The following is a 6727-nucleotide window of genomic DNA, read 5'->3' on the forward strand; positions in this document are numbered from 1 at the left end:
CTAAAACTGAGAGCGAATAGCGCGATTCCTTGAGGAATCGCCGTCCTCGGCGCGCAGCGAACGCCGAAGGCGGGCGCCGGGGGGCGCGCCCGGGGACGAATGGGCTTGGCTTTTGCGGTTCGTAGAACCGCCGAGCTTGTGTGCTGGGCCGTTCGGCCCACCCCCGGAGCGCACAGTCCAAAACCAACAGAATGGGGCGTCAAACAAGGCACTGCTTTTGCGACCCTTTAGGGTCGCGCGGGCCGGACGCCTCCCCACGGGAGGCCCGCAACACGCCGCTTGCGCGCCGAGAGTTGCCGTTCCTCCCGGGCGTCCGACCCACCAAGGTTAAAAAAGTAGGGTAGCGGCTGCCGGTTGTTGGGGTAGTTCCAGCCAGCTTTCGAGTGCCGAGCGGCACCGTTTATTCCGAGAGGCAACGCAACAGAAAACCGTAAGCACGGCAGTCCGCATAGCGAGGATAGAGCCACATTGCGTAGAAATCCAAACACATGCCGTTAATTCCGTTGACCGTAGATGACCAGCAGAACCCGGCGTTGCCGACGCCCCACAACGCGCCATCCGCATGACTGCGGAAGCCCGGGGCGGGCGGAAGCTCCCCGGAGACCGACGACCGGAAAAAGATAACCATTCAGAATAAAAAAAAGAGATGTATATAGCAATTGCCGGAAATATCGGGAGCGGGAAGACCTACCTGACCGAGCTGTTGAGCGCCCGGCTCGGCTGGGAAGCCCAATACGAAGAGACCGAAAATCCGTATATCGGCGATTTTTACAACGATATGAAACGGTGGGCTTTCAACCTGCAAGTCTATTTTCTCGGGAAACGGCAGCGGCAGATCGACGCCATCGCCTCCCGCGAAATCGAATGCCGGGCCGAAGGGACAGGCGTGCAGTCCGTGGTCGTAGACCGCACGATCTACGAAGACGCGCAAGTCTTTGCCACCAACCTCCATCGTGTCGGCGTCCTTTCGTCGCGCGACTACACCACCTACATGCAGCTCTATCGCTTTACCGAGGCCAACCTGTTGCGGCCCCGGCTGCTCGTTTACCTGCGTGCCTCCGTGCCCACGCTCGTCAGCCAGATTCAGCGGCGCGGACGCGTCTACGAAGCCTCGATCGACGCCGCATACCTCGAAGGGCTCAACCGGTTGTACGAAGAGTGGATCGTCACTTACGACGGGCCGAAATTGATCGTCGACGTCGACCGCGAGGATTTCGTCACCGACCCTTCGGCCCGCGAAGCGATTCTCGAACGCATTGCCAAACAGATCGATGGAAGCTGCTGAAGCATCTAAGATACGCTTGCCCGCAGCCTTCGCGGCCCGGGTCGAGGCGGAAGTGCCGGGACTCGCCGAGGCATTGGAAGAGACCCCTCCTGTCAGCATACGATTCAATCCGTTCAAACGCCTGGCGGATTTTCCGGCGGATCCTTCGGGTGTGGGCGAGCCTGTGGCGTGGGCCTTGCCGGGCGAGGCTTGTTACCTGACCGACCGGCCTGTTTTTACGGCCGATCCGGTGTTCCACGGCGGGGCTTATTATGTGCAGGAGGCCGGGTCGATGTTCGTCGGATGGCTCTTGCGGCGGATTCTCCGGACGACGGGAATCGTGACTCCTAAAGTATTGGATTTGTGTGCCGCTCCGGGCGGGAAGGCCACCCATATCGCTTCGGTGGTCGGTTCGGAGGGAGTTGTCGTGGCCAATGAGACGATTCGGTCGCGGGCCCGGATATTGGCCGAGAATGTGCAGAAATGGGGGGCGGGGAACGTAGCCGTCACCTCGAACGACCCGGCGGATTTCGGCGCGCGGTTGGCGGGAGATTTCGACGTGATCGTCGCCGACGTCCCCTGTTCCGGCGAAGGGATGTTCCGCAAGGATCCCGCCTCACGCGAGGCGTGGTCGCCCGAGAACGTGCAGCTGTGCGCTGCGCGGCAGCGGCGGATCGTGAGCGACGTGTGGGCCGCGTTGCGGCCGGGAGGGGTGCTGATCTACAGCACCTGTACCTTCAACGCGGCTGAAAATGAGGAGAATGTCCGGTGGGTGGCGGAGAAGTTGGGCGGCGAAGTGCTCGATTTCGACGGGGTGCCGGAGGAGATCGTGACGACGGGTGCCGGGTGGCACTTTTATCCCCATCGGGTGCGGAGCGAGGGCTTTTTCGCGGCTGCGATTCGGAAAACGGGGGATTTCGATGCGAAAGGGCGTACTCTCGGGAAAACGAAAAAGAATACGGAGTTGGCGTCGCTGGTCAAGTCGGAACTGAGCGAGGCGCGGCGGTGGATCGGCGACGATGAGTGGCTTTTCGGTCGGGTCGGCGAGGGGACGGTCTACGGCTTTTCGCCGGAGATGTACCGGATTGTCGAAACGTTGCGTGCTGCGCGGTTCAGCCTGCTTTATTCCGGCGTGGAGCTGGGCGAGCTGATTCGCGGGAGCTTGAAACCGGCCCATGCGCTGGCCTTGTATGCCGGTCTGAACCGGCAGGCGGCGGCTGTGGCCGAGCTGGACGAGGAAGCCGCCCGGGAGTACTTGCGCAAAGGGACGGATACGGCCGCATTGCCCGTCGAACGGTTCGCCGAAGGGCTGAATCTGGTCGTATGCCGCGGCGTTGCGCTCGGCTGGGCCAAGCGCATCGGACGACGCTACAACAACCTCTATCCTGCCGCCTGGCGCGTGCTTCGGTACTGAGCGTCCCGGCGTTACGCATCGAGCCCGGGTATCATACGATACCCGGGCTCGTTACTTTTCAGAAGGTCTCCGCAGAGGAGTTCCGTTACCGATCGAATCCGAACAGATCCACTTCGACAAAATACGATGCCACTCCGTCATTCGCTTTCGGCCCGCTGAACGAGGAGATGAATCGTTCGAGGTCGAGGTTCAGCGCCATCCCTCCGCCGCCCTCCTGCGGTACCTCCAGCAATTGCCAGTAATGAGTAATGGCCGGATTTCCCGGACAGAAATTGGCCCGGTCATAATAGCAAGTCCCCGCCTGTGCATAGTTTTTGCCGCATTTCACGAAAATCGTACCCGGGTAAGCCGCCTTTTTCCCATTCACCGTTACGGTGTAGGTGTTGGAGTCGAACTCGGCCGCATTGCGTACCTGGTAACCGGTTCGATCCGGAAATCTTCCCTGATCATGTCCGTATCCCGTGATGGTGACTTTCATTTCGATTGTTTTTACCCCCTCCGGTACGGTAAAATTACGCAGCCCCATATGGGCATCGTTCTCGATATCGTCATCGCCCGAGAAGCCGTAACCCCAACGCCGGTATCCCGTATTGTCGTTCACATGGCTGTCGTACACCTTGGCTGCCCATACCGGATTCCGTTCCGGCTCGCCTTCGTACAAGTCGAATGTAAGGGTTGCCGTGTGCCGGCGCCCGGTCGATGAGGGCCCGCCCCAGTCGCCGTCGAAGTAGATTCGGAATTCGGTTGTTCCCGTCAACATCGGCAGATAGTCGGTGACATCGAAATAGAAATATTTTTCCCATCCGGCATCAAAACTTCCTCCGTACGGCGTGATGGCGCGTACCAATTCGAACCACTCTCCGTTGCGTTTGTCCTTGACGAAAAGCATGGTCGTATAATCATATTCGTGCGGTCCGGCATTCATTCCGCCCATCCGGTACGAGAGGATGGCCCGTCGATAGGTCGGCCCGCCCGCAGCCGGGAAGTCGAGTGTGAACCGGTGGTCGTTATTGATGCCCCATCCATAAAAATAGAGAGGAATCACGCTGCTCGTCACGGTCGTTTTGTCGCCGGTAGCTTTGGAGATCAGTTCGTCCGGATATTTTTCGTAGTACGGAGTCCGTTCGAGCAATACCGCGCCCTGATTGACCGTTGCAGCCTGTACGACCGTCACCGTACGTGTAATCGGTTCCCGACCGTTCGGAGTGCCGGTTACGGTAATGACAGCCGACCGTTCTGTTTCGCTGCGGTTATAGTCCGCCTTGACCGTAAGGGTGTTATTTGCCCCTTTGGCTGCAGTACACCAGGCTTTTCCTTCTTCAATGGCGAAGTCCCAGGTCGGCAGATTCGTTTCAATGGTCAGCGTGCCCGTTCCCTCGCTCGCCTCCATCGGGAGCGTTTCGGTCGGAGTAATCGTCAGGTAGCTTTCACCTGTTTCTTTGTTGTTTTTACAACTCCCGAAAAGGAGGAGTACGGCGGCGATGCCGATCGTGCCGGTGATTCTTGTATTCATAAAGAGAAAGATTTGGAACTTAGACTGGTTTGAAATCCGTTATCGTCTTCCCGGGCGAAGACCAGTGCCGTCCGGCTGACGTTGTAGATCCGCATGTAATGGCGTGTCACCCCGTCCCCGTCCATCCGTGAATCGGTGAAGTATTCCGCGCTTTCCGAACCGGAGCGCACCCGTCCCTGACCGCCGAAAACCGCCTCGTCGCTGCTCAGCACCACCCGCCATTTCCCCGCCTGCGGCGCCGGCAGCTCGTAGTCCGGAATGCTCGCCGTCGGATGCCAGTTGAAGACAAACAGCAGCCCCGCCTGTTCGTAAATCAACGTCTTATTCGCCTCGTCCACCTTCAGCTGATAGCCGTATCCCGCGCTGAGTATCCGGTATTTCCGCAGCAGCGCCACCATCGCCCCCTCGAACCGTGCGAGGTCGATGTAGCGCAGGTAGTCCGCCTCGGCCAGCGACCACTGCCGCCGCGCATGCGCATAGCTCCACCCGTTCCCCTCCCGCGGAAAGTCGATCCACTCCGGATGTCCGAATTCGTTCCCCATGAAGGTCAGGTAAGCCTCGCCTCCCAGCGTCGAAGTAACGAGCCGGATCATCTTGTGCAGCGCGATGCCCCGGTCGATAATGAGGTTCTGCGACTCGCGGTTCATGGCGAAATACATCTCCTTGTCCATCAAGCGGAACGCAATCGTCTTATCCCCTACCAGTGCCTGGTCGTGCGATTCGCAGTAAGCCACCGTCCGCACCCCCGGCAAGCGGTTGCAGAGCACGCTCCACATCCGGTGCAAGTCCCACTCCTCGTCCGGCACATCCTTCAGGTATTCGATCCAGAAGTCCGGAATCGCCATCCCCAACCGGTAGTCGAACCCCATCCCTCCGTCCCGCACCGGAAAAGTCACCCCCGGCATCCCGCTCACATCCTCTGCGATCGTCACCGCTCCCGGCTGCAATTCGTGTATCAGCTCATTGGCCAGCGTCAGGTAGAGGATCGCATCCCGATTGGCTCCTCCGCCGAAATAGGCCTCCAGCCCCCAATCCGGCGCATTCACCCCGTGGTGGTGGTACAGCATCGAGGTCACGCCGTCGAACCGAAAGCCGTCGAAATGGAACTCGTCGAGCCAGTATTTGACGTTCGAGAGCAGAAAGTGTTGCACTTCGTACTTCCCGTAGTCGAAGAGCATGGAGTCCCACTGCGGATGTTCCCCCGCCTCGCCCGGCAGCGAGTAGAGGCCCTCCGTTCCGTCCAGCCGGTTGATCCCTTCGTTGAGGTTTTTGACGTAGTGCGAGTGGACGAGGTCCATAATCACCCCCAGCCCCAGTTCGTGAGCCCGTTTTACCAGCTGTTTCAAATCTTCCGGCGTGCCGAACCGCGAGCTCGGCGCAAAGAAGTTGCTGACGTGGTATCCGAAACTTCCGTAGTACGGGTGTTCGGCAATGGCCATCAGCTGTATCGCGTTGTATCCCAGTTTCTTGATTCGAGGTAAGATGAGTTCGGTGAACTCTTTGTAGGTTCCCACCCCTTCCCGCTCCTGCGCCATCCCCACGTGCGCTTCGTAGATCAATAGTCCCCCCTCCTCTGCCGTCCGTGCGGTGAGGTCGTACCGGTCTTCGTCCCAAGCGAAAGGCCTCTGCGGCTCCCACACCTGTCCGCAATAGTCTTTCGACTGTTCGTCCTGCACCACGCGCCGGATGTATGCCGGAATCCGATCCATCCACGAGCCGTCTCCGCCATGGACGTACATTTTCACCAGGCTACCATGCTTCAACCTTCCGCCGGTCGCCTCGTCCGGCAGGAAGAGTTCCCACACGCCGTTCGAATCGGGCATCCGTTCTGCCGGATGCTGCGTCCGTTCCCAGTCGTTGAAGTCTCCGAACAGAAAGACTTCCCGCGCTCCGGGCAGCCATTCGCGAAACCACCATCCGTGTCGTTCCGGGTCGTAGTGGATGCCGAAGTAGAGGTGGGCGTTGGCGTAATCGGCGAGCGATCCGCTCCAGTGTCGAATTTCGTCGGCGCGGCGGGTGAATCGGTCGTATCGGGCTTCGATTTCCGGAGCTGCGGGTCTGAGCCAGTCGTCCTGTGCGACGAGCGGCAAGGTGTGCGAGTGGGGTGACATGGTGGGAGAAGGTTTGGGTTTTGTTCGGATAACTCTTTGACAAATATAACTTTTTCCGGGGATAAAACGTCGGGTTGAGGAGGTAAATTTGTGCGGTGGCAGCGTTTATTCCGAGAGGCAGCGCAACTGAAGACCGTGGCCGCGGCCGTTTGCGAAATTGGGGGTAAGGGTTTGCGTGGTAAAATCCAAAAATACACCGTTGGTTCTGCTGGTAGAGGATGCCCAACTGTACCCGTGGTGACCGATATTTCTTGCGACACCTTCATAGTTCGCCCGCCCGAAGTCGCGGTAGCCCGGGGCGGTGCCCATAAGGCGTCTTCTTGGCAGCTTTTACCCTACTTGTGTTTGACGTTGGCGGCCGAAGCCTGCGGGGCCCACAGCAACGTGAGTTGCGGGCCTCCGCGGTCGGAGGCTTCGGCCCGCGC

At 59.5% G+C, this 6727-nt stretch carries 5 protein-coding genes; 2 read left to right on the top strand and 3 right to left on the bottom strand.

All coding sequences use genetic code 11. The features are described from left to right. Positions 1 to 400: 400 nt before the first annotated feature. Positions 401 to 628 (bottom strand): hypothetical protein, encoded by a 228-nt coding sequence (locus QZ302_RS07850; RefSeq protein WP_294594262.1) that lies wholly within the window; start codon positions 626 to 628, stop codon positions 401 to 403. Positions 629 to 646: 18 nt separating this feature from the next. Between QZ302_RS07850 and QZ302_RS07855 the strand changes: the two genes are divergently transcribed. Together QZ302_RS07855 and QZ302_RS07860 are read left to right on the top strand one after the other, a co-directional pair. Continuing rightward, positions 647 to 1285 (top strand): deoxynucleoside kinase, encoded by a 639-nt coding sequence (locus QZ302_RS07855; protein ID WP_294594263.1) that lies wholly within the window; start codon positions 647 to 649, stop codon positions 1283 to 1285. Positions 1286 to 1301: 16 nt separating this feature from the next. Continuing rightward, the gene (locus QZ302_RS07860; protein WP_294594264.1) at positions 1302 to 2678 is read left to right on the top strand and encodes an rRNA cytosine-C5-methylase; all 1377 of its coding nucleotides are present in this window, start codon (positions 1302 to 1304) and stop codon (positions 2676 to 2678) included. An 85-nt stretch (positions 2679 to 2763) separates the two neighbouring features. On the opposite strand, the gene QZ302_RS07865 is transcribed toward QZ302_RS07860, so the two are convergent. Both QZ302_RS07865 and QZ302_RS07870 read right to left on the bottom strand, forming a co-directional pair. Further along, complete coding sequence (locus QZ302_RS07865; protein WP_294594265.1) at positions 2764 to 4191, bottom strand: BACON domain-containing carbohydrate-binding protein; 1428 nt, start codon at positions 4189 to 4191, stop codon at positions 2764 to 2766. Then, complete coding sequence (locus QZ302_RS07870) at positions 4188 to 6302, bottom strand: alpha-amylase family glycosyl hydrolase (protein WP_294594266.1); 2115 nt, start codon at positions 6300 to 6302, stop codon at positions 4188 to 4190. Before QZ302_RS07870 ends, QZ302_RS07865 begins: the two co-directional genes overlap by 4 nt. Positions 6303 to 6727: the final 425 nt, after the last annotated feature.

The sequence above is a fragment of the uncultured Rikenella sp. genome (assembly GCF_910579375.1).
In the GTDB taxonomy this organism is placed as follows: Bacteria; Bacteroidota; Bacteroidia; order Bacteroidales; family Rikenellaceae; genus Rikenella.

Coding starts and splice junctions, on each gene's coding strand:
- QZ302_RS07870 (WP_294594266.1), bottom strand. CDS start 6,302: ATGTCACCCCACTCGCACACCTTGCCGCTCGTCGCACAGGACGACTGG.
- QZ302_RS07850 (WP_294594262.1), bottom strand. CDS start 628: ATGGTTATCTTTTTCCGGTCGTCGGTCTCCGGGGAGCTTCCGCCCGCC.
- QZ302_RS07855 (WP_294594263.1), top strand. CDS start 647: ATGTATATAGCAATTGCCGGAAATATCGGGAGCGGGAAGACCTACCTG.
- QZ302_RS07865 (WP_294594265.1), bottom strand. CDS start 4,191: ATGAATACAAGAATCACCGGCACGATCGGCATCGCCGCCGTACTCCTC.